Origin of the sequence: Nocardioides sp. TF02-7 (genome assembly GCF_022437945.1) — a bacterium.
GTDB lineage: Bacteria > Actinomycetota > Actinomycetes > Propionibacteriales > Nocardioidaceae > Nocardioides.
Genome location: NZ_CP092535.1, coordinates 757544 through 776972, shown reverse-complemented (window position 1 = coordinate 776972; position 19429 = coordinate 757544). Strand labels below are relative to the sequence as shown.

Annotated in this window: 17 protein-coding genes and 4 pseudogenes; 12 read left to right on the top strand and 9 right to left on the bottom strand. The window is 74.7% G+C overall.

All coding sequences use genetic code 11. From position 1 onward, the window contains the following. The first annotated feature begins 280 nt into the window (after positions 1 to 280). The gene (locus MF408_RS03960; protein ID WP_240250346.1) at positions 281 to 736 is read left to right on the top strand and encodes a hypothetical protein; all 456 of its coding nucleotides are present in this window, start codon (positions 281 to 283) and stop codon (positions 734 to 736) included. Positions 737 to 767: 31 nt separating this feature from the next. Here the strand turns inward: MF408_RS03960 and MF408_RS03955 are convergent, their stop codons facing one another. Further along, entirely contained in the window at positions 768 to 1082 is a 315-nt protein-coding gene (locus tag MF408_RS03955; protein WP_240250345.1) for a DUF6542 domain-containing protein, read from the bottom strand. 326 nt (positions 1083 to 1408) lie between these two features. Here MF408_RS03955 and MF408_RS03950 point away from each other — a divergent pair, with 326 nt between their 5' ends. From MF408_RS03950 to MF408_RS03925, 6 genes are all read left to right on the top strand, one after another. After that, positions 1409 to 2512, top strand: coding sequence for an ROK family transcriptional regulator (locus tag MF408_RS03950; RefSeq protein WP_240250344.1), 1104 nt, complete (start codon positions 1409 to 1411; stop codon positions 2510 to 2512). Positions 2513 to 2581: 69 nt separating this feature from the next. Further along, positions 2582 to 4180: an extracellular solute-binding protein gene (locus MF408_RS03945; RefSeq protein ID WP_345893909.1), complete on the top strand. Its 1599-nt coding sequence runs from the start codon at positions 2582 to 2584 to the stop codon at positions 4178 to 4180. Continuing rightward, positions 4177 to 4821 carry a sugar ABC transporter permease gene (locus MF408_RS03940; protein WP_345893908.1) on the top strand — a complete coding sequence of 215 codons (645 nt, stop codon included), beginning with the start codon at positions 4177 to 4179 and terminating at the stop codon, positions 4819 to 4821. The genes MF408_RS03945 and MF408_RS03940 overlap by 4 nt, the downstream gene beginning before the upstream one ends. Beyond that, entirely contained in the window at positions 4821 to 5663 is an 843-nt protein-coding gene (locus tag MF408_RS03935; RefSeq protein ID WP_240250342.1) for a carbohydrate ABC transporter permease, read from the top strand. Before MF408_RS03940 ends, MF408_RS03935 begins: the two co-directional genes overlap by 1 nt. Positions 5664 to 5885: 222 nt before the next feature. After that, positions 5886 to 6899 (top strand): glycoside hydrolase family 3 N-terminal domain-containing protein, encoded by a 1014-nt coding sequence (locus tag MF408_RS03930; RefSeq protein WP_240250341.1) that lies wholly within the window; start codon positions 5886 to 5888, stop codon positions 6897 to 6899. A 189-nt stretch (positions 6900 to 7088) separates the two neighbouring features. Continuing rightward, positions 7089 to 8003, top strand: a complete 915-nt coding sequence (locus MF408_RS03925; protein ID WP_240250340.1) for an ROK family protein — start codon at positions 7089 to 7091, stop codon at positions 8001 to 8003. A gap of 369 nt (positions 8004 to 8372) precedes the next feature. Here the strand turns inward: MF408_RS03925 and MF408_RS03920 are convergent, their stop codons facing one another. Beyond that, a complete protein-coding gene (locus MF408_RS03920) occupies positions 8373 to 8981 on the bottom strand; it encodes a hypothetical protein (protein WP_240250339.1) in 609 nt (202 codons plus the stop codon). Here MF408_RS03920 and MF408_RS03915 point away from each other — a divergent pair. Continuing rightward, on the top strand, positions 8962 to 9132 hold the full coding sequence (locus MF408_RS03915; RefSeq protein WP_240250338.1) for an amidohydrolase family protein: 171 nt from the start codon (positions 8962 to 8964) through the stop codon (positions 9130 to 9132). The genes MF408_RS03920 and MF408_RS03915 overlap by 20 nt on opposite strands. Further along, positions 9132 to 9919 (top strand): annotated as a pseudogene (locus tag MF408_RS26560) (glucosamine-6-phosphate deaminase). The gene MF408_RS03915 and the pseudogene MF408_RS26560 overlap by 1 nt, the downstream one beginning before the upstream one ends. 35 nt (positions 9920 to 9954) lie before the next feature. On the opposite strand, the gene MF408_RS03905 reads toward MF408_RS26560, so the two are convergent. After that, positions 9955 to 10734, bottom strand: coding sequence for an exodeoxyribonuclease III (locus MF408_RS03905; protein WP_240250337.1), 780 nt, complete (start codon positions 10732 to 10734; stop codon positions 9955 to 9957). A gap of 134 nt (positions 10735 to 10868) precedes the next feature. On the opposite strand from MF408_RS03905, the gene MF408_RS03900 reads away from it, so the two are divergent. The 3 genes and pseudogenes from MF408_RS03900 to ychF all read left to right on the top strand — a co-directional run bounded on the left by MF408_RS03900 (position 10869) and on the right by ychF (position 13156). Next, complete coding sequence (locus MF408_RS03900; RefSeq protein ID WP_240250336.1) at positions 10869 to 11684, top strand: M57 family metalloprotease; 816 nt, start codon at positions 10869 to 10871, stop codon at positions 11682 to 11684. Positions 11685 to 11786: 102 nt separating this feature from the next. Next, positions 11787 to 12023, top strand: a complete 237-nt coding sequence (locus MF408_RS03895) for a hypothetical protein (RefSeq protein WP_240250335.1) — start codon at positions 11787 to 11789, stop codon at positions 12021 to 12023. Positions 12024 to 12078: 55 nt separating this feature from the next. After that, a pseudogene (gene ychF / locus MF408_RS03890) lies at positions 12079 to 13156 on the top strand (redox-regulated ATPase YchF). A 106-nt stretch (positions 13157 to 13262) separates the two neighbouring features. Here the strand turns inward: ychF and MF408_RS03885 are convergent. The 6 genes and pseudogenes from MF408_RS03885 to MF408_RS03865 form a co-directional block, all read right to left on the bottom strand. Beyond that, entirely contained in the window at positions 13263 to 13955 is a 693-nt protein-coding gene (locus tag MF408_RS03885; protein WP_240250334.1) for a phosphatase PAP2 family protein, read from the bottom strand. Between the two features lie 165 nt (positions 13956 to 14120). Continuing rightward, positions 14121 to 14525, bottom strand: coding sequence for a hypothetical protein (locus MF408_RS03880; RefSeq protein ID WP_240250333.1), 405 nt, complete (start codon positions 14523 to 14525; stop codon positions 14121 to 14123). Between the two features lie 96 nt (positions 14526 to 14621). Further along, on the bottom strand, positions 14622 to 15440 hold the full coding sequence (locus tag MF408_RS24905; protein WP_275693338.1) for a glycosyltransferase: 819 nt from the start codon (positions 15438 to 15440) through the stop codon (positions 14622 to 14624). A gap of 86 nt (positions 15441 to 15526) precedes the next feature. Next, positions 15527 to 17071 (bottom strand): annotated as a pseudogene (locus MF408_RS03875) (cytochrome P450); the annotation flags it as partial. Positions 17072 to 17505: 434 nt separating this feature from the next. Then, entirely contained in the window at positions 17506 to 19011 is a 1506-nt protein-coding gene (gene crtI, locus MF408_RS03870) for a phytoene desaturase family protein (RefSeq protein WP_275693432.1), read from the bottom strand. A gap of 58 nt (positions 19012 to 19069) precedes the next feature. Further along, positions 19070 to 19372: pseudogene (locus MF408_RS03865) on the bottom strand (FAD-dependent oxidoreductase); the annotation flags it as partial. Positions 19373 to 19429: the final 57 nt, after the last annotated feature.

Below are 19429 nucleotides of genomic sequence, written 5' to 3'. Positions count from 1 at the left end.
CCGCCCTGCTGCTGGCCCCGACCGCTCCTGGTGCGGCCGCGCCGTCGGCAGCCGACCGGGCCGACCGCCCGGCGCCGGTGCGCAAGGTGGCCGCGCGTGTGGTCGTCGTCGGCGACGACGCCGGCGAGGAGCGGTGGGACGAACCCAGACCCGAGCGCTACCAGGTCTGGGGCGAGGTGCGGTCGAAGGTCGCCAGGTGCGCGGCCCGCCGGAACGTCCGGCTCACCGCCGTGGAGAGCGGTCAGCGGGTCCGGGGGACGCGCACCGACGGCCGCGGGCGGTGGAGCTTGAGCTCACCGGCGCTCGTCTCGGCGCCGTCGAGGACCTGGTGTTCGAGGTGCGGGCGATGCGGAAGGTGGTCCGGGTCGCCGGCCGCAAGGTCGTCTGCCGGGCCGCCGTGATGACGAGCGTGCGCGTCGACGTGGAGATGACTCCGTTCGGCGGCGGGGAGCGGCCGCAGGACCTCGTGGTCCCCGGGTACATCGTCGCGCCGCGGGTGCTCGCCTGCCGGCGGGACCGCGTGATCCGCGTCCACAACGCGACCAACGACGACGTCTTCGTGGGATCGACCCGCACCGGCCGGGCAGGGGAGTGGGTGCTGGAGTTCGACGGTGCTCCGACCGGGTCCTACATCACCAGCGAGTACCGGGCCACCGTCCCGCGCAGGATCGTCGGCCACGGCGACGGGCGCGCCACCTGCCTCGCCGCCGAGGAGACGGCCGGCTTCCGGGCCTGAGCCAGCGGCTCCGACCGGCCCTGGCGGGGGGTCAGGCGGCCGGATCGACCCGGCGGCGTACGCCGAGCACGGCGAGGCAGAGCGCGTAGCCGACCGCGAGGGCGACGGCGTGGGTCGACAGGCCCGAGACCGTCGCCTGGACGACCCCGTCGCGGGCGTGCGCGACGCTGCCCGGGTCGGCCGCGGCGAGCAGCACCACGACGGCCAGCATCGCCAGCGGCGGCAGCACGCTGACGACGAAGAAGTCGCCGGGACGGACCGCGATCGCGGCGAACAGGCTCAGCGTCACGAAGCCGAGGTCGAAGAGCAGACCCAGCCGGGCCGAGAGCAGCAGGTCGACGACCACGACCGTGAGCAGGACGGCGAGCAGCAGGGCGGCGACCTCGCGACCGGGGGTCCGCCCCCTCGTCCCAGAGCGTGCGCGACCGGGAGGGCCGCGCCTGCGGGCTCGTCACGCGACCCACGCTAGCGGCCTCCGACGCCGACTCCGGAGGACGCGCCGACGCGCCGGTCGGCCTCCACGACTGCCCGGGTGTGACCCAGGTCGCACGAACCCCTTGCCACGGCATATGTAAGTATGCTGAACTAACAAATGTGTCCTGGAGCAGCCCGAGCCCCCTCCGCAGCCGCACCAAGCTGCGCCGCGCCGACTCCCGTCGCCACCACCGCTCGATGCTCCTGCAGCACCTGTTCGGCCACGGCCCCGCGAGCCGCGCCGACCTCGCCCGGAGCACCGGGCTCACCCGGGTCACCGTCTCCGAGCTGGTCGCCGACCTGCTCGCCGAGGGCCTCGTCGAGGAGCTCGGCGCCCCGCAGGAGAGTCGCGTCGGCAAGCCGCCCACCCTGGTCGGCCTCGTCGCCGACGCCAAGCAGGTGGTGGCCGTCGACCTCTCGGTCGACGACCAGCTGGCCGGTGCGGTGCTCACGCTGACCGGTCAGGTGGTCGCGCGCAGCGCCCGGCCGCTGGAGGGACGGCGCGGCGACGACGCGGTGGCCGCGGTGCGGGACCTGGCCGCCGACCTGGTCGGCCGCTCGACCCGGCCGGTGCTCGGCGTGGGCGTCGCGACGCCGGGCATCGTCGGGCGGGACGGGGTCGTGCTCGACGCACCCAACCTCGGCTGGCACGGAGCGGCCCTGGCCGACGTCCTCCAGGACGCGCTGGACCTGGCGGTCTACGTCGCCAACGACGCCGACACCGCGGTGATGGGGGAGTACACCTTCGGCGGCGGTGCGGAGGGCGGCCTGATGCTGCTGCGGCTCAGCACCGGCGTCGGCGCCGGGCTGGTGCTCGGCGGCAACGTCCTCCACGGCCACCGCGGTGCCGCCGGCGAGATCGGTCACGTCGTGGTCGACCCCGACGGCGACGAGTGCGCGTGCGGCCGGCGCGGCTGCCTCGAGACCTACGTCGCCGTCCCGCGGCTGCGCCGCCGGATGGCCGAGGGCGACGCCGGGACCGCCCTCGCGGACGCCGGGCACCGGCTCGGCGCCGCGCTGGCGCCGGTCGTGGGGACGCTCAACCTGGGCGAGGTCGTGCTGAGCGGCCCCGCCGACCTGGTCGCGCCCCTGGCCGAGGTCGCGGCGACCGTCGTCCGCGACCGGGTGATGCCGGTCTCGGCGGAGGGTTTCGTGGTCCGGCCGACGGCACTGGGCGACGACGGGGTCCTGGTTGGTGCCACCGGCCTGGTCCTGGCCGGCGAGCTGGGGGGTCTCGTGACCGGCCGCCACGCAGAGCAAGCGGCCCCGGGCGGGTCCGCGTCCACCTCGAAGACACGATGAACCGAAGGGAACGAACGGTGCGCACCAAGAGATCAGTGGCCCTCGCGGCCGTGGCCACCCTGCTGGGGGATCACCAGCGCCTGTGGCTCCGACGACGACAGCAGCAACGAAGGCTCCGGCGGACCCGAGACGGCCGACATCGTCGTCTGGCTCAACGGCGCCGACACCCCGCAGGAGGCGCGGGACTGGCTGAAGGAGACGTTCGAGGAGCAGCACCCGGGCTCCACGCTCACCATCGAGGAGCAGGAGTGGGACGGCCTCGTCGAGCGCCTCACCACCGCCCTCTCCTCGGAGGACCAGACCCCCGACGTGGTCGAGGTCGGCAACACCCAGGCGCCGACCTTCACCACCGTCGGCGCGTTCAGCGACCTCACCGACGACCTCGACCAGCTCGGCGGCGACGACCTGCTGCCCGGCTTCGTCGAGGGCGCGACCGTCGACGGCAGGACCTACGCGGTGCCCTACTACGCCGGCTCCACCTACGTCTTCTACCGCAAGGACCTCTTCCAGAAGGCCGGCATCGACGGCGTACCGACGACGATGGACGAGTTCGTCGAGACCGCGATCGAGCTCAAGCGGGCCAGCGACGACGAGGCGTTCTCCGGCTACTGGCTGCCCGGCCAGGACTGGCGCGACGGTGCGGCGTTCCTCTGGGACGCCGGCGGCGACTTCGCCGTCGAGGAGGGCGACGGCTGGGCCGGTGCCCTCGGCACCCCGGAGTCGATCGCGGGCCTCGAGCGGGTGCAGCAGGTGTTCGAGGAGGCGTCGGGCGCGCCGGCCGACGCCAACGAGGCCGACCCGGTCACGCCGTTCTGCGCGGGGCAGATCGGCATGATGTCGCGACCCGGCTGGGTCCACGGGATGCTCACCGACCCCGAGGCCGGCTGCCCCGAGCTCGCCGAGCAGGTCGGCGTGTTCGCGCTGCCCGGCTCCGACGGCGAGCCCGCCCCGGTGCTCCTCGGCGGCTCCGACATCGCCGTGCCGGCCAAGTCGCCCCCACCAGGACCTCGCCCGCGAGGTGGTCGCGCTGATGCTCAGCGACGACTACCAGGGCATCCTCGCCGAGGCCGGCCTCACGCCGGCCAAGGAGTCGCTCACGTCGTTGCTCGGCGACGACGAGTTCGCCCGCGCGACCATCGAGGCGGCGTCCAACGCCAAGCTCACGCCGGCCGCCCAGAGCTGGGCAGCCGTCGAGGGCGAGCGGATCCTCGAGGACCTGTTCAGCCAGATCGCCCAGGGCGGCGACGTCGAGCAGCTCGCGGCCGACGCCGACGCGCGGATCGCAGAAGTCCTGAACTGATGAGGGCAGCGGCACCCGACCGGGATGATGCGGGTACCCGGCCGGGTGCCGCGGTCGCGCCCGCCCCCGGCCGCCCCCGACGCACCAGGCGGAAGGAGGCCACCGGTGGCGCGCAGGGCCCGCGCGCGTCGTACGACGCTCCCGCTGGGCCTCGTCCTGCCGTCGGTGGGCCTGCTCGCGCTGGCCCTGGGCTACCCGCTGCTGCGCCAGGTGGTGCTGTCGCTGCAGGAGTTCGGGCTGGCGCAGCAGTTCGGGCAGCCGCCGACCTGGGTCGGCGTGGCCAACTACCGCGAGCTCGTCACCGACCCCTACCTGTGGCAGGTCGTGCTCCCGCACGGTCGCGTTCTGCTTCGTCAACGCCGGGCTGACGTTCGCGATCGGGCTCGGCATCGCGCTCCTGCTGACGAGGATGAGCCGGTGGGTGCGGGTGGCCACGCAGTGCGGCCTGCTGCTGGCGTGGGCGATGCCGGTCGTCGCGGCGCTCACGGTCTGGCAGTTCCTCTTCGACACCGAGTACGGCGTCGTCAACTGGCTGCTGACCGAGCTGGGCGGGGACTTCCGCGGGCACTCCTGGCTGCAGGAGCCGCTGTCGTTCTTCGCGGTCGCCACGATGGTCGTGGTCTGGATGAGCGTCCCGTTCGTGGCGTTCACGCTGTACGCCGGGCTGACCCAGGTCCCCGACGACGTCCTGGAGGCCGCCGAGATCGACGGCGCCTCGGCCCGCCAGCGGTTCGCCCACGTGGTGCTGCCGACGATCCGCCCGGTGCTGCTGGTCGTGCTGCTGCTCCAGGTGATCTGGGACCTGCGGGTCTTCACCCAGATCTACGCGCTGCAGAAGGCCGGTGGCATCACCCGCGACACCAACCTGCTCGGCACCTACATCTACACGCTGGGGATCAAGGGCGGCGACTTCGGCACGGCAGCCGCAGCCGCCATGTTCATGCTCGCGCTCACGGTCGTGCTGACCGCGCCGTACGTCCGGATGATGCTCAAGACGGAGGAGGACTGATGCCGCGCCGTACGTCGAGGCCGGTGCGGGTCGCCGCCGACGTGGTCGGCCTGCTGGTCCTCCTCGTCTGCCTGCTGCCGTTCTACTGGATGGTCACCCGCTCGTTCCTGCCCCGCAACCAGATCCGCAGCCCCGAGCCGACCTGGCTGCCGCTCGACGGCACGTTCGCCAACTACGACCGGGTGTTCTCCGGCGGCACCTTCGGCGACGCGCTGATGACCAGCCTCAGCGTCACGCTGCTGACGGTCGCCGTCGCGCTGCTCTTCGCGTTCCTCGCCGCGCTCGCCGTCAGCCGGTTCCGCTTCCGCGGCCGGAAGTCGTTCGTCCTGACGCTGCTGGTGATCCAGATGATCCCGGCGGAGGGGCTGTTCATCAGCCAGTACAAGATGCTCGAGGGGATGAGCCTGCTCAACTCGGTCCTCGGCCTGACCCTGGTCTACGTCGCCGCGGTGCTGCCGTTCACGGTGTGGACGCTGCGCGGCTTCGTCGACGGCGTGCCGCGCGAGCTGGAGGAGGCGGCGATGATGGACGGCTGCTCACGGATGCAGGCGTTCTTCCGGGTGACGCTGCCGCTGCTCGCGCCGGGCCTCGTCGCCACGGGCGTGTTCGGCTTCATCCAGGCGTGGAACGAGTTCACGCTGGCGCTCGTCGTGATGACCGACCCGGCGAAGGAGACGCTGCCGGTGTGGCTGATCTCGTTCAGCGAGTCCCGCAGCCGCGGCGTCGACTGGGGCGCGATCATGGCGTCGTCGACGCTGATCACCATCCCGGTCATCGTGTTCTTCCTCCTGGTGCAGCGCCGGATGGTCGCCGGGCTCACCGCGGGCGCGGTGAAGGGATGACCGCTCCGCTCGCCGAGCTCGCGCTGCGGGTGCTGCTGCCGTCGTTCGCCGGCCCGACGCTCCCGGCCGCGTGGGCGAGGCTGCTCGAGGAGGGCCTGGGCGGGATCTGCCTGTTCGGCTCCAACCTCACCGGTCGTCTCGAGGACGTCGCGGCCCTCACCACCGCGGTGCACGCGGCCCGCCCGGGGGCGCTGGTCGCCGTCGACGAGGAGGGGCGGCGACGTGACCCGGCTGCACGCCGCGTGCCCCAGCGGCAGCCCGGTGCTGGGGGCGGCCCAGCTCGGGGTGCTCGACGACCTCGACCTGACCGCCGCCACGGGCCGGGCGGTCGGCGCCGAGCTCGCCGCGGCCGGCGTCGACCTCGACCTGGGTCCGGTCGCCGACGTCAACAGCAACCCGGCCAACCCGGTCATCGGCACCCGCAGCTTCGGCGCCGACCCCGCGCTCGTCGCGCGGCACGTCGCCGCCTGGTCCCGCGGGGTGCAGGAGCATGGCGTGGCCGCGTGCGTGAAGCACTTCCCGGGCCACGGCGACACCGCCCAGGACAGCCACCTCACGCTGCCGGTGCTCGACGCGCCGGCGACGACCGTGCGCCGGCGCGAGCTGGTGCCGTTCGCGGCGGCGGTCGACGCCCGGGTGGCGGCGGTGATGACGTCGCACCTGGTGGTGCCGGCGCTCGACCCCGACCGGCCGGCGACCTTCAGCCCGACGGTCCTCGGTCTGCTGCGCGACGAGCTCGGCTTCGACGGGCTGGTCGTCAGCGACGCGCTCGACATGGCCGGCGCGTCGGCCGGTCGCGGCGTCCCGGAGGCCGCGGTGCTGGCGCTGGCCGCCGGCGCCGACCTGCTGTGCACCGGCCCGGACAAGGACCCCGCCCTGGTGCGGGACATCGGGTCGGCCGTGGTCGCGGCGGTCGGCTCCGGACGGCTCCCGGAGCAGCGCCTGGTCGAGGCTGCGGGGCGGGTCGCCCGGCTCCGCACAGTGCTCCCCGTACGACGGCCGCGCGCGGTCGCGAACCCCCGAACCGGCGCCCGCACCGACGGCACTCGCGGCCGCCGCCCGGCGGGCGCTGCGCGTCGAGGGTCTACTGCCCGACCTGACCGGCGCCCGGGTGGTGAGCGTCGCGACACCGGCCAACATCGCGGTCGGCGAGCGGGCGTGGGGGATCGCGCCCGACGTCGTCGTCGGGCCGGGGGAGGCGCTGCCACCCGGACCGCTGGTGGTCCAGGTCCGTGACGCCCACCGCCACCCCCGAGGTGGCGGCCGCCGTCGCCGCGGTGAGGGCTCCGGTCGTCGAGGTCGAGTGGGGCTGGCCGGCCCCACGACCGCCGGAGCGAGGAACGTGCCACGGATCTGCACCTGGGGCAGCTCGGGCCCGGCGGTCGCCGCCGTCGAGGACGTCATCGGAGAGGCAGGGTGGGGCAGGTGAGCGCCGAGCGGGCGACCCGGGTCGGGATCGACATCGGGGCGACGAAGACGCTGGGGGTCGCGGTCGGTCCCGGCGGCCGGGTGCTGGCCGAGGTGCTGGCCACCACCCCCACCGGCGCCGAGGAGGTGGTCGCGACGGCCGGCGCGGTGGTCGACGAGCTCCGCGCGCGGACCGGCGACCCCCTCACCGGAACCCTCGGCGTCGGCATCCCCGGCCTGGTCGACGCCGGACGCGGCGCGGTCACCCACGCCGTCAACCTCGGGGTCGACGACGAGTGGTTCCCGATCGGCGACCGGCTGGCCCGGCGGACCGGCGCACGGGTCGTGGTGGACAACGACGTCAACGCCGCCGCGCTCGGTGTCGCCGCGGTGACCGGCCTGCGCGACCTGGTCTACGTCAGCCTCGGCACCGGTCTCGCGGCGGCAGCGGTGCTCGACGGTCACCTGCGCCGCGGGGCCGCCGGGGCGGCCGGCGAGATCGGGCACATCCCGGTCGACCCGGCCGGCCGCCGCTGCCAGTGCGGCCAGACCGGCTGCCTGGAGACCGAGGCGTCGGGCTCGGCGCTCGCCGAGGCGTGGCCGGCCACGGACGTCCCGCCGGCGCAGGCGCTGTTCGAGGCCGCGGCCGCGGGCGATGTGAAGGCGGTCCAGGTCCGCGACCGGTTCGCCGCCCGGGTGGCCGACGCCGTGCGCCTGGTGACGCTCGCCGTCGACCCCGCGCACGTCGTGCTCGGCGGCGGCGTGGCGCAGGTCGGCGACCGGCTGCGGGTGGCCGTGGCACACGCCCTCGCCGAGCAAGCAGCGGGGTCGCCCTTCCTGCGGGCGCTCGACCTGCCCGGGCGGCTCCGGACGGTCCCGACCGACGTCCCGGTCGCCGCGCTCGGCGCCTCGTTGCTCGGGAGCGAGCGGTGACCGAGCTGGTGGTCCGCGGGGCCACGACCGCCGACGGTGACCGGGTCGACGTCGCCATCGCCGACGGCCGGATCGCCGCCGGCCCGCGCCAGGTGGCAGACGGGCCGACGTACGACGCGGACGGGCTGCTCGTGCTCCCAGGACTGCTCGACCTGCAGGTCAACGGCGCTGCCGACATCGACCTCACCCTCGAGCCGCACCGGCTCTGGGACGTCGCGGCCGCGCTGCCGGCGTACGGCGTGACCGGCTTCCTGCCGACCGTCGTCAGCTCCGAGCCGGCGGCCCGGGAGGAGGCGCTGGCGACGCTCCGCGCCGGGCCCCCCGACGGCTGGGCGGGTGCCCGGCCGCTCGGGGTGCACCTCGAGGGCCCTATGATCGCGCCGGCCCGCAAGGGCGCCCACCCGGAGCGCTGGCTGCGCCCGCCGTCGGCGGAGCTGGTCGCCGGCTGGTCGCGCACGGCCGGCGTGGCGGTGGTGACGCTGGCGCCGGAGCTGCCCGGCGCGCTGGACGTCGTCGACGCGCTCGTGGGCCGTGGGGGTGGTCGTCGCCGTCGGCCACACCGAGGCGACCGCCGAGCAGGTGGCAGCCGCCGTCGGCCGCGGCGCGCGCCTGGTCACCCACCTCGGCAACGCGATGCCGCCGCTGGGCGGCCGGGAGCCGGGCCCGGTCGGCGCCGCGCTCGGCGACCCGCGCCTGGTCGCCGGGGTGATCGCCGACGGCCACCACCTGGCTCCGGCGACGCTCGCGGCGTACTGGCGCGCGCTCGGCCCCGGCCGGCTGCTGTCGGTGACCGACGGCACGGCGGCGCTCGGGCTGCCCGACGGCCCCGCCCGCCTCGGCGACCAGCACGTCGTGGTCCGCGACGGCACGGTGCGGCTCGCCGACGGCACCCTCGCCGGCTCGGCCGCGTCGCTCCCGCAGTGCCTGCGCGTCCTGGCGGCCGCCACGGGGGGCGACGGTGGCGGAGGTCGCCGCCACGTGCACGACGACGGCGGCCGACCTGCTCGGCCGCACCAACCTCGGCCGGCTGGCTCCCGGGGCGCGGGGCGACCTGACCCTCCTCTCGCCCGACCTCGCCGTCGTCGCCACCGTCGTCGGGGGCCGGGTCGTCCACGAGGCGGGACGCTGATGGAGGTCGTGCCGCTCGCCGACGCCGACGCGGTCGGAAGGCTCGCCGCCGACACGCTCGAGGCCCTGGTGCGCGCCCGGCCCGACGCCGTGCTGGGTCTGGCCACCGGCTCCACCCCCGCTGCCCGCCTACCGCGAGCTCGTCCGCCGGCACCGCGGGGGCAGCGGCCCGGGCTACGACCGGGTCCGGTGCTTCACCCTCGACGAGTACGTCGGCCTGCCGCCGGGCCACCCCGAGAGCTACCGCGCCACGATCGCCCGCGAGCTGACCGACCCGCTGGGGATCCCGGGCGACCGGGTGCACGGACCCGATCCGAGCCCGGACGGGCTCCCCGACCGCGGGGGCCCGCTACGAGGCGGCGCTCGAGGCGGCCGGCGGGGTCGACGTCCAGGTGCTCGGCATCGGCACCGACGGCCACCTCGCCTTCAACGAGCCCGGCTCCTCGCTCGGCTCGCTGACCCGCCTCAAGACCCTCGCCGACAGCACCCGCCTCGACAACGCCCGGTTCTTCGGGTCGGTCGACGAGGTGCCGCGGCACGTGCTGACCCAGGGGCTGGGGACGATCCGCCGCGCCCGCCACCTGCTGCTCCTCGCCACCGGCGCCGCCAAGGCGGAGGCGGTGGCCGCCGCCGTCGAGGGGCCGCTCACCGCTTCGTGCCCGGCGTCGGTGCTGCAGCTCCACCCGCACGTCTCGGTGCTGGTCGACGAGGCCGCCGCGACGCGGCTGCGCCGCCGCGACCACTACGCCGAGGTGCACGCCGGCAAGCCGGCGTGGCAGGGCCTGTAGCCCGGCCCTTGTCGACCGCGCGGCCGGCCGGGCGCTCAGTCGGCCAGGTCGACGACCACCGGCGCGTGGTCGGAGGCGCCTTGCCCGGCGCGCTCGTCGCGGTCGATGAAGGCGCCGGTCACCCGCGCGGCGAGCGCGGGGGAGCCGAGGACGAAGTCGATCCGCAGGCCGCGGTTGCGCTCGAAGCGCTGCCGGTAGTAGTCCCAGTAGGTGTAGACGCCCGGGCCCGGGCAGTGCGGCCGGACGACGTCGACGTAGCCGTCGTCGAGGAACGCCTGGAACGCCTCCCGCTCCGCCGGGGTGACGTGGGTGGACTTCGCGAACTGCTTCACGTCGAACACGTCGTCGTCGGTCGGGCACACGTTCCAGTCGCCGACGAGCGCGGTCTGGCCGTCGAGCCAGCCCGCGGCCGCGACGCGCAGCCGCGCCATCCAGTCGAGCTTGTAGACGTAGTGCGGGTCGTCGGGCTTGCGGCCGTTGGGCACGTAGAGGCTCCAGATCCGCACGCCGGCGCAGGTGGCGCCGATCGCTCGCGCCTCGGCCGCGACCGGGTCGCCCCAGCCGGGCATGTCGGGGAAGCCGATCTCCACGTCGCCGAGCCCGACCCGGCTCACCACGGCGACGCCGTTCCACTGGTTCACGCCGACCGCGGCGACGTCGTACCCCCGTGCCTGCAGGCCCATCAGCGGCAGCTGGTCCTCGCGGGCCTTGGTCTCCTGGAGCGCGAGGACGTCGACGTCGTGCCGGTCGAGGAACGCCTCCACCCGGTCGATCCGTGAGCGCAGCGAGTTGACGTTCCAGGTGGCGATCCGCACCCGGGCAACGCTAGCCGCGGGTCAGAACCCTGCAGCCGGGAGGGTTGCCACTATCTGAGGGCGGGGATCGGTTGCCCGGGCGGACGAGCGACGCGTTCCATGTGTCCACCTCGTTCCCTCTCGGAAGGTTTCCCATGTTCCGCTCTCGGGTCAGCAAGATCTTCGCCGCGGTCAGCGGCGCGGCCCTCGCCGCCTCCCTCGCCGGCACCGCCACGGCCGGCCAGACCTCGACGCCGTCGTTCAAGGAGTTCAAGGCCTCGACGTACGTCGACACCGACGGGCAGTACATCGTCAACGGCGACGAGCCGGTCGCCACCACCGGCGCGCTGCGCGACTTCTACGACCGGATGGTGAAGCCCCGGAAGGTCAAGAAGGGCGACACCAGCCTGGTCGTCAACACCGTCGGCGGCTACGACGACAAGTGGAGCGCGACCCAGGCGCGGAACCTCACCTACTGCGTCAGCACCGCCTTCGCCGGCGACCACGCGGCGATCGTGGACGCGATGGCCGGCGGGGCCGCGATCTGGGAGTCGGCCACCTCGGCGCTCGACTTCCGCTACGACGCCTCCCAGGACGGCAGCTGCAACACGCGGAACAACAACGTGCTGTTCTCGGTCGAGCCGGTGAGCACGACGCAGTACATCGCGCGTGCGTTCTTCCCGAGCAGCCCCAAGAGCGCACGCAACGTGCTCATCGACGACTCGATCTGGAGCTCCGGCAGCTGGGAGCCGGTCGACATCCTCGCCCACGAGCTCGGTCACGCCCTCGGCTTCCGCCACGAGCACACCCGGCCCGAGGCGGGCACCTGCTTCGAGGACAACAACTGGCGGCCGCTGACGGCGTACGACGACTCCTCGATCATGCACTACCCGCAGTGCAACGGCGGCTCCTCCGACCTGGAGTTCCAGGCCTCCGACGCCGAAGGCGTGCGCGCCCTCTACGGCTCCTGAGCCGCTCCTGAGCCGGCACGGCGTCCTCACCCGACGGCCCTCCCGCGACCCGCGGGAGGGCCGTCGTCGTGTCGGCGCCCCGGCGCTGGGTACCTGGCGGGCATGGCTGCCGGAATCGTCCTCGTCATCGTCGGAGCGATCTTCGCGTTCGCGGTCAAGGCGGAGTCGTCGTGGCTCGACACCCGGGTGCTCGGCCTGATCCTGATGCTGGGCGGCCTGGCCTTCGTCGCGCGGTCGCTGGTGCGGCGGCGGGAGGTCACCACCCGCGAGGCGGGCGCCGGTGCCGGCGCCGGCTCCGGTGTCGAGGAGACCACGGTGGTGGAGCGGAAGGTCGAGTAGCGGCGACCCTTCCTGATTCTCCGGCCGCCCGCCGCGCGCCGTAGACTCCGCCCACGTGGCTCTCACCATCGGCATCGTCGGTCTCCCCCAACGCGGGCAAGTCGACGCTCTTCAACGCGCTGACCAAGAACGACGTGCTGGCGGCGAACTACCCGTTCGCCACGATCGAGCCCAACGTCGGCGTCGTCGGCGTGCCGGACGACCGGCTGCCGCGGCTCGCCGAGATCTTCGGCTCCGAGCGGGTGCTGCCCGCGACCGTCGAGTTCGTCGACATCGCCGGCATCGTGCGCGGCGCGTCGGAGGGGGAGGGACTGGGCAACAAGTTCCTCGCCCACATCCGCGAGTCGGCGGCGATCTGCCAGGTCACCCGCGTGTTCCGCGACGAGGACGTCACCCACGTCGACGGCGCGGTCGACCCGGCCTCCGACATCGACACCATCCAGACCGAGCTGATCCTCGCCGACCTGCAGACCGTGGAGAAGGCGGTGCCGCGGCTGGAGAAGGAGGCGAAGGGCAAGAAGGACCTGCTGCCCGTCGTCGCCGCCGCCAAGGAGGCGCAGGAGGCGCTCGCCGCCGGCACGCCGATCATCCAGACCGACATCGACCGGGCGCTGGTCCGCGAGCTGTCGCTGCTCACCGCCAAGCCGTTCATCTACGTCTTCAACTGCGACGCCGACGAGCTCGCCGACGAGGAGCTCAAGGACCGGATGCGCGCCCTGGTCGCCCCCGCGGAGGCCATCTTCCTCGACGCGAAGTTCGAGGCCGAGCTGGTCGAGCTCGGCGACGACGACGAGGCCCGCGCGATGCTCGCCGAGATGGGCGTCGACGAGCCCGGCCTCGACGTCCTCGCCCGCGTCGGCTTCGACACCCTCGGCCTGCAGACCTACCTCACCGCCGGCCCCAAGGAGAGCCGCGCCTGGACCATCCGGAAGGGCGCGACCGCCCCCGAGGCCGCCGGCGTCATCCACACCGACTTCCAGCGCGGCTTCATCAAGGCCGAGGTGGTCTCCTTCGACGACCTCGTCGAGCTCGGCTCCATGCAGAAGGCCAAGGAGGCCGGCAAGGTCCGGATGGAGGGCAAGGACTACGTCATGCAGGACGGCGACGTGGTGGAGTTCCGCTTCAACGTGTGACGCGGAGGGTCGGCGCGGGCCTGGGCCGCGTGAGGTTTCCCCGGCCGACCGGGGAAACCTCAACATGTCGGGCAAAGCACTGCCTGACAAGTGGAGGTTTTGCCCGTCACGTCCGCCCGCGGCGCAGGACGAGGCCCGCCGCGACGGCTCCGAGCGCGGCGACGAGCCAGCCCGCCAGGACGTCGACGACGTAGTGCTCGCCGGTGTAGACGAGGGTCCAGGCCATCGCGACGACGTACGCCGACAGCGCGGTGCGGGCGAGGCGACCCACGCAGGGCCACAGGAACAGCGCGACGAGCAGGGCGGCGCCCGCGTGCAGGGACGGCATGGCGGCGACGGGGTTGCTGCCCTGCTGCCCCCACAGGACGAGCTCGGCGACGCCGTCGAGGCGCAGGTGCTCCCAGCCGAGGTGGGAGATCCGCTCGACGGCACCGATCTCTCCGCGTTCGGAGACCAGCCACGGCGGGGCGGCCGGATAGAGCACGTAGCCGGCGATCCCCAGCAGGGTCATCGTCAGGACCGCCGCGAGCCAGGCGCGGAAGCGGTCGCGCAGGAGGAACCAGACCGCCGCCGTCACCAGCGGGATCGAGACGAAGTGGGTGACGTAGACGAGCGCCGCCGCCGCGTCGTACCAGTGGGTGGAGCCGTCGACGAGCCGCTCCTGCAGCCACACCGTCGGCACGGCCCCGAAGAGCCACTCGTCGGCGCGGGCCGGGCCGACCATGTCGAGGCCCGCCCCGACCCGGTTGGTGGCCGCGCCGTCACCGAGGCCGAGCGGCGCGGTGACCCACTGCGCCACCCAGTAGCCGACGAGGATCGCGCTCAGCGGTGACCAGGCGATGAGCAGCTGCGCGATCGGGCCGTGCCGGGACTCCCCCGCGTCCTCCTCGCCGGTCGCCGACGGCGAGCGCGCCGGTCCCGGCTTCCCCGACCCGGTCCCCGGCGCGGGCCGCCGCCTCGCTGCTCATGCGCCGCCGGTCCGCTGGGTCATCCGCTCGATCAGGCCCTGGGTCCGCGCGCGGTTGTAGCGCTGGATGAGGATGAACGGCAGGTTGACCACCACGCCGTACCCGATCAGCAACGCCGCGGCCAGCGGCGGGTTCCAGATCACGAAGACCGGGCCGCACCACAGCGCCCACCAGTGCGCCAGCTCCGCGCGCCGGGTCTCGCGGACGAAGAGCTCGAGACCGGCGACGTCGAGCGCCGGCAGCTGCCGCTTGCTCATGCCGCCCGCGAAGAGGGCACCCGCCTCGGGGAGCCGGTCCTTCCACCTGTGGATCCGCAGCCACCGCCGGTACCAACGTCCCCGCGCCTCGAACGGCCGGATCCGCAGGAGCCACCCGTCCCGGCTGAGCCGCTCGTCACTCAAGCGGTGGGCGGCGTACCCCGTGCCGGCGTGGAAGCACCCCCCACGCGACGATGTCGACGGCGACGGTGACGGCCTCGGGCATCAGCAGCCGCAGCATCAGGTCACCTCCTGCCCAGGACCGCGTCGGTGCAGGTCCACCTCGCGTCCTCGCCAGCGTACGGAGCGGCGTACGGCGGTCAGCAGCGCCGAGCGGGCGAAGACGAGGTCGAAGGCGAGGAGGGGGACCGGGAAGATCGCCCAGGTCCACCAGCGGAACGAGCCGACCCGGCGCAGGAGCAGGCGCAGCTGCACGGCCACCGCCACCCAGGCCACGGCCCACAGCAGCGGCCGTCCGGCGGCCAGCGCGCCCCAGCCGGTCGCCGCCTCCACGAGCGCGAGGAGCGCGCCGACCGCGACGGCGTGCTGGGCGCAGACCCAGGCGACGGCGCCGGCGGTCGCGGCCGGGGAGGCGGCTGCGGCGCCGGAGGCGATGTTCTTCGTCCAGCCCGCGACCAGCTGGCGCAGGCCGGCGGGATAGCTGCGCATCGCCACCGCGTCGCCCCCGGCCACGCAGCGCACGTCCAGGCCGGCCCGGCGGTAGGCGCCGGCGAGCGAGACGTCGTCGAGGATCTCGCTGCGTACGGCGGCATGGCCGCCGGCGCGGCGGTAGTCCTCCCGGCTGGTCACCAGGCAGGGGCCGAAGGCCATCGCCGGCGGCTCCCGGCGGCCGGTGAAGGCCGCGCTCGCCATCAGGGACACCACGTTGAAGTACGCGGAGAGCTGCTCGTGCGGGCGCTCGACCCGGTGGAAGGGTTGCACGGAGACCAGCCCGCCGTGCCGGTCGTGCAGCTGGAGGAGCCCGGCCAGGGCGTCCGGCCTGGTGAAGGTGGTGTCGGCGTCGAGGAAGACGAGGACCTCGCCGGAGCTGGCCCGCACGCCTCGGTCGCAGGCCCACGCCTTGCCCGTCCACCCGGGCGGCGGGGCGCCGGGGAGAGCACCGTGGCGCCGCCGGCCCGGGCGACCGCGGCCGTGTCGTCGTGCGACTCGTCGTCGACGACCACCACCTCGGCCACCGGCACGGTGAGGTGGCGCAGCGAGGTGAGCAGGGCGGGGAGGGCATCCTCCTCGTCGCGGGCCGGGACGACGACCGAGACGGCCGGCGGCTCGGCCGGAGCAGCCGCTCCCGCCGGCACCCTGCGCAGGTTGCGCAGCAGCAGGTGCGCCGCACCGGCGGAGGCCACGAGCAGCACCACCAGCACGGCGTCGACGACCACCCCGGTCACGTGCGCCCCGTCAGCGGGACGAGACGCAGCGGCATGCCGCCGTCGGGGTGCACGGCCACGTCCGCCCGGGCACGGGGCCGGCGCCAGCCCGGCGGCAGCTCGACCCGGTGGCTCCTCAGGAGGCGGTCGAGGACGACCGCCATCTCCCCCGAGGGCGAAGTCGCGGCCGATGCACAGCCGGGGTCCCTGGCCGAACGGGAGGTAGGCGCGGCGACCCGCGCCGTCGTCGAGGAACCGCTCCGGCCGGAACTCCTCCGGGTCGGGCCACTCGGTGCTCCGGCGGTGCAGCAGCCAGGGGCTCACGATGGCGAGGGTGCCGGCGGGCACCGCGAGGTCGCCGATGACGTCCGCGGCGTCGGCTCGCCGGGAGACGACCCACGCCGGTGGGCACAGCCGCAGTGCCTCGTCGATCACGGCGCGGGTCCACGGGAGCCCGTCGCGGTGGTCGAGCAGCGAGACCGGCGACGCCCGCGCCGTCAGCTCGGCGCGGGCGCGGTCCTGGCTCTCGGGGTGCTCGGCCAGCAGCATCAGCGTCCAGGTCAGCGACGCGGCCACCGTCTCGTGCCCGGCGATCACCATCGTGACCAGCTCGTCGCGGATCTCCTGGTCGGTCAACCCGGTGTCGAGGAGGAGCCCGAGCAGGTCGTCGCCGTGGTGGCCGCCCCGCGGTGTGCCCCGTGTGCCGGGACCGCCGGTGCCGCGGCGCCGCGCCACCAGGTCGGCGGTGATCGCGTCGAGGCGCCGCCGCGCCCGGCGCAGCCGCAGGTTCGTCCGGGTCGGCGTCCACGCCGCCGTCGGCAGGATCGCCCGGCCGAGCCGGACCACCAGCTCGGCCGCCTCGCTCGTCGCCCGCAGCAGGTCGTGGGCGTCGGCGCTGAGGTCGGCGGAGAACAGCGCCCGGCCGACCGCGTCGAGCCCGATCCGGTGCATCGCCGCGGCGACGTCGACGACCGCACCGTCGCGGCTCGGCAGCGTCGCGAGGACGTCGTCGGCCGCGGCGCGCACCTGGTCGCTGACGGCGGCCAGGCGCTCGTGGTGGAAGGCCGGAGCGGCAGCGCGACGGTGCTCGATCCAGCTCGGCTCCGCGGCGGCGAGCAGGCCCGGTCCGGTCACCCGGGCCAGCGCGGCGTACTGCACCGTCCGCTTGCTCCAGCCGCGCGCCGAGATCTGTAGCACGTGCCGCACGTCGTCCGGGTCGTTGAGGAGCAGGGCCGGGGTGCCCGGCACCGGGAAGGCGACCCGGTCGCCGTACTCCTCCGCGACCCGCCCGAGGAACGTCAGCGGGTCCCGCCGCACCGAGCGGAAGGCGCGGGCCATGTCGAGCGGGGTGGGGCCGGGCACGCCGATGTCGGTCGGTTGCAGGCGCTGCAGCCGGTCGGTGAGGCTCACACCCGCTCCTCGCCGGACCGGCGGCCGAGCCAGGTCCACGCGACGCAGGAGAGCAGCACCAGCCCGAAGCCGAACGCCAGGTCCTCCACCGGCGCGTAGACGAGCCGGCCGTCGCCGACGAGGGGTCGGCTCGCCGCTGCCGATGATCCGGTCGCCGTCGTAGCGCACGATCTCGCGGCCGGTGAGCCAGCCGTTGGTGAGCAGCTGGAAGAAGACGATGATCGCGTACGCCGACCACCAGTCCGCGGTGCCGGTGAGCCGGGTCCGCGCCACCCAGCGGTCCACGACGACCGCGACCACGACGCCGGTCACGGCGAGGGCGGTGTAGGTCATGGCGTCTCCCGGCGCCCGCGGACCGTCCTGACGCCCTCGAAGGTCAGCACGGCGACCAGCGGGATCACGACGAAGAAGCCGATCTCCTCCAACGGCAGCCCGGCCACCCGCCACGGGAGCGTCTGGTCGGCGTCGAACCACCAGTGCCCGGCGTGCGTGGCGAACAGGTCCCACACCAGGAACGGCGTCCCGGCCAGCGCGATGGTCAGCAGCAGCCGGCGCGGCTGGTCGAGCACGCGCAGCCGGAACGCGGGGACGAGAGGCAGCGTGCCGGCCAGGCAGAAGGCGAGCATCGCGACGTAGGACCAGTGCGGGAGGCTCATCGGCGCACCTGCGCTGTCGCCCGGTGGCGGGCCAGGCGGGGAGAGGACCAGCTCGGCGCTGATCAGGCACATCGGCAGGCCGACGCCGGGCACCGTGCTCGCGCCGGCGTAGAGGAGCCCGTCGACCTTGCGGGAGACGTTGCGGGGCCGGAAGAACGCGCTCTGGCGCAGGTTGTGCTCGAGGCCGAGCGCGCCGCCGCGCCAGGAGTGGTGCTCGCGCGCGAAGTCCTCGGGACCGACGGTGTGCCGGACCCGGATGCGCGCGCGGAGGTCGGGCACGCCCGCCCAGGCCGCCACCTGGTCGATGGCCGCGTCCGCCGTCCGCTCGACCAGGGGCGACCCCGCTCCGTCGTCGCCGCCGCGCCCGATGGTGACGTCGGCGGGCACGGGCACCAGGACGAAGAGGTTCTCGCAGCCGTCCGGTGCCACGGTCGCGTCGGACGCCGACGGCTTGCAGACGTAGATCGAGGCGGGGTCGGGGATCCTGGCCGCCGGCCCGAAGATGTCGCCGAAGTTCTGGGCCCAGTCGGCGGTGAAGAAGAGGGTGTGGTGGGCGAGCTGGGGCAGTCGCCCCTCCACGCCGAGCATGGCCAGCACCGCGCCGGGTCCGGGTGAGCGGCGCCGCCAGGAGCGCTCCGGGTGGGTCTGCAGCTCGCGGGGGAGCAGTGCGGTCTCGAGGTGGTGCAGGTCGGCGGCCCCGACCACGACGTCGGCCGGCAGGCTCCGCGGCCGGCCCGCGACCGTGTAGTCGACGCCGGTGACGCTCGCGCGTCGCCGGCCGGCCCGCGGACGGGTGGCGATCGCGGTCGCCTCGGCGCCGGTGTGCACACGGACGCCGTGGCGGGTGGCGAGGTCGGCCAGCACCTGGACCAGCCGGGTGAAGCCGCCCTGGGGGTAGAGCACCCGGTCGCCGAGGTCGAGCCGGCTCATCAGGTGGTAGATGCTGGGCGTGCGGCTCGGGGAGGAGCCGAGGAAGACCGCCGGGTAGCCGAGCACCTGGCGGATCCGGCGGTCGGAGAACGAGGCGGCGACGTGCCGCTCCAGGGAGCGGGTGAGCAGGCGGCCCATCCGGGGGGCACGGCGTACGACGTCGGCGTGGAGGAAGGCCGCGGGCGAGTCGAAGTTGGTGTAGAGGAACCGGCGCAGCGCCAGGTCGTAGGTCTCGTCCGCCGACCGCAGGTGAGGCGTCGAAGCGCGCCGCGGCGCCGGGCTCCAGGGCCTCGAAGAGGGCGCGGTTGTGGGCGCGGTCGGGCCGCAGGTCGACCGGGTCGGCCTCGCCCTCGAAGAAGACGCGGTAGCTGGGGTCGAGGACGGTGAGGTCGAGCTCGGCGGACACCGAGGTGCCGAGCAGCGAGAAGAAGCGCTCGAAGACCTCCGGCATCAGGTACCACGAGGCGCCGGTGTCGAAGCGGAAGCCGTCGCGCTCGACACTCCCGACCCGGCCTCCCAGCGCGTCGTTCCGCTCGAGGAGGTCGACGCTGTCCCCACGGGAGGCGAGCAGCGCCGCGGTGGCCAGGCCCGAGACGCCGCCGCCTACCACGACGACCCGGCGCGGGCCCGGCGCTGCCACCGCGTCGGGACCGGGCACCACCGCAGG

What these genes read in the sequence shown, in the direction of transcription:
- MF408_RS03935 (WP_240250342.1), top strand. Translation starts at nt 4,821, where the DNA reads ATGCCGCGCCGTACGTCGAGGCCGGTGCGGGTCGCCGCCGACGTGGTC.
- MF408_RS03895 (WP_240250335.1), top strand. Translation starts at nt 11,787, where the DNA reads ATGGCTGCCGGAATCGTCCTCGTCATCGTCGGAGCGATCTTCGCGTTC.
- MF408_RS03900 (WP_240250336.1), top strand. Translation starts at nt 10,869, where the DNA reads ATGTTCCGCTCTCGGGTCAGCAAGATCTTCGCCGCGGTCAGCGGCGCG.
- MF408_RS03950 (WP_240250344.1), top strand. Translation starts at nt 1,409, where the DNA reads ATGCTCCTGCAGCACCTGTTCGGCCACGGCCCCGCGAGCCGCGCCGAC.